Below are 2189 nucleotides of genomic sequence, written 5' to 3' on the forward strand. Positions count from 1 at the left end.
AAGACATTCATCTCCAAAACGCGGGGTGAATGTCTTCTTTTTATACTATCTGCACCGCCTCCGAAGAAAAACGCAAGTTCTTCAGTGGCCTCGCGTACAATCGCCGGGGCCTTTGTTTTGGCGATGGCTGGATTTATTATCTCCGGCGGCCTGAAATAAATAATAGGAGGGACTTATCTATGGAATGGAGCATGATTTTTAACATGATTGATCCGGTCTTGTTTGTCGTTGTAGCCGCCTGCTGGGCGCTTGGGTACATGCTCAAGCAAACGCCGCGGGTGCCGGACTGGACCATTGTTTACATTGTGACGGCAGCCGCTGTGCTTTTGGCCGTCTGGATGTTGGGATTTGTCCCATCATCAATTATCCAGGGTGTGTTGTGCGGTGCCGTCGCTGTATTCGGGCACCAAGTATTTAAGCAAACAAAAATGAGGGGTGGAGTTAACGATGACCATCGAAATTAAGCAACGGCTGCTGCCAGACGGCCAGCCGAACAAACCGAGCTGCCCTATGCAGCCACGATATATTACGATCCACAATACCGACAATACCGCACCAGGGGCCACTGCCGAGTCGCATGCACGATACATTCTTAATGGCAGTGGTGACCGAGAGGTGAGCTGGCACTACACGGTAGACGACAAAGAGATTTACCAGCATTTACGGGATAACGAGCAGGGATGGCATGCTGGGGACAAAGATGGCCCCGGAAATACAACAAGTATCGGCATCGAGGTCTGCATGTACGAGGGGATAAATGAGCCGCAGGCGTGGCAGCGGGCGGCGGAGCTGGTGGCTGTGCTGCTGTGTCGTCATGGCTTGGCTATTGGTAAGGTTGTACCGCATAAGCACTGGAGTGGTAAGCGATGTCCGTCTCGTATCCTGCCGCGCTGGTCGGAGTTTATCAAATTGATTGAGAAAGAGTTAGGCAAGCAGGCTAAGCCCAAGTCACCAGCCAAGGCGACAAACATCCTGGGCAAGGCATCGGCCACGGTTGAGCAGGCGAAAGCGTGGGCCCGAAGCCATAAGGCACCGGCTGAGTTTATCAAGCTCGCCGACCTGTACTGGGAGTTAGCCCCGGAGCGCGGCGTTGACCCGGCTGTTGCGTATGTACAGTTTGGGCACGAGACAGGCTATTTGTACCGGGACTGTAAGAGTGCGGCGGGCATCGATGCGAGCTTTTGCAATCCATGCGGACTCAAAATCACCGCTGGTGGCGGGGATACTCAGGCATCGGCGCATAAACGATTTGATGACTGGCGCGCGGGCATCAAAGCCCACCTTGACCATTTGGCCTTGTACGCTGGGGCTGCGGGATACCCACGTGCGGGCACTCCCGATCCAAGACATTTCGCACATTTGCATGGCACCGCTAAAACTGTGGAGGCGTTGGGTGGTAAATGGGCGCCATCAGCGGAGTATGGGTGCCGCCTGGCAGACGAGTTAGCAAAGCTGCGTAGCATGCAAGCGCCTAAGCAACCGGACAAGCCGGCCATGGATTATGACGGCCATTGGGCCGAGGCGTCTATTCAGCGTGTTATGGATGCTGGAATTATGGGTGGCCGTAACGCTGGATTTGCCCCGAATGAGCAGATTACGCGGGCTGAGATGGCAGTGGTAGTTGATCGGATGTTGAAGCAGTTGGGGAAATAGAGATACGAACAATATCCCGTAGACGTATAAATTCTGTCATGGTAAGATATAAATAGAAAAGGAGCCGTGCTAGTAACACGACTCCCGAGCAATAGCCGCTTTAAGAGCGGTCGGCTGTTGGATAAGTATCGTGAAATAGACCGTTACCTTCCGATGGGGCGGTCTATTTCTTTTGGTTCAAAAGAGCAATGACGACAGTAAAGATTAACGTCAGTAGTGCAACAATAAGCAAACTGAATTCAATCATAAGCGTCAAAGCGTCTTTTATCTCCATGTAGCGCCACCTCCTTTCCGGAGGCTTAGCCTAGACCGCCCATAAAGCCTTTCTATTGCTCGTCTATCATACCATATATTTCAATGTATGGGGACAGAAAACGACAATTTTTTGAGATTGCAAAAACAAAAGCCCCGGAGTGATCCGAGGCTTTCTTACTATAAAAACGGCCCGCCCTGTTACACATCGATGAGAGGTGCGGGCGGGGTCTGTTAATCTGTTATTTCAACTATAGTGCGAATAGAGTACTCCTTTACACCTA

At 51.8% G+C, this 2189-nt stretch carries 3 protein-coding genes; 2 read left to right on the forward strand and 1 reads right to left on the reverse strand.

The genetic code is table 11. The annotated features are described in order from the left end of the window. Positions 1 to 179 precede the first annotated feature (179 nt). Positions 180 to 464 (forward strand): phage holin family protein, encoded by a 285-nt coding sequence (locus tag PPOP_RS13220; RefSeq protein WP_006287013.1) that lies wholly within the window; start codon positions 180 to 182, stop codon positions 462 to 464. Then, positions 448 to 1653, forward strand: coding sequence for an N-acetylmuramoyl-L-alanine amidase (locus tag PPOP_RS25455; protein WP_006287015.1), 1206 nt, complete (start codon positions 448 to 450; stop codon positions 1651 to 1653). The genes PPOP_RS13220 and PPOP_RS25455 overlap by 17 nt, the downstream gene beginning before the upstream one ends. 163 nt (positions 1654 to 1816) lie before the next feature. On the opposite strand, the gene PPOP_RS24355 is transcribed toward PPOP_RS25455, so the two are convergent. Further along, positions 1817 to 1927, reverse strand: a complete 111-nt coding sequence (locus PPOP_RS24355; RefSeq protein ID WP_234399829.1) for a putative holin-like toxin — start codon at positions 1925 to 1927, stop codon at positions 1817 to 1819. Between the last annotated feature and the right edge of the window lie 262 nt (positions 1928 to 2189).

The organism is Paenibacillus popilliae ATCC 14706 (genome assembly GCF_000315235.1).
Classification (GTDB): domain Bacteria; phylum Bacillota; class Bacilli; order Paenibacillales; family Paenibacillaceae; genus Paenibacillus_B; species Paenibacillus_B popilliae.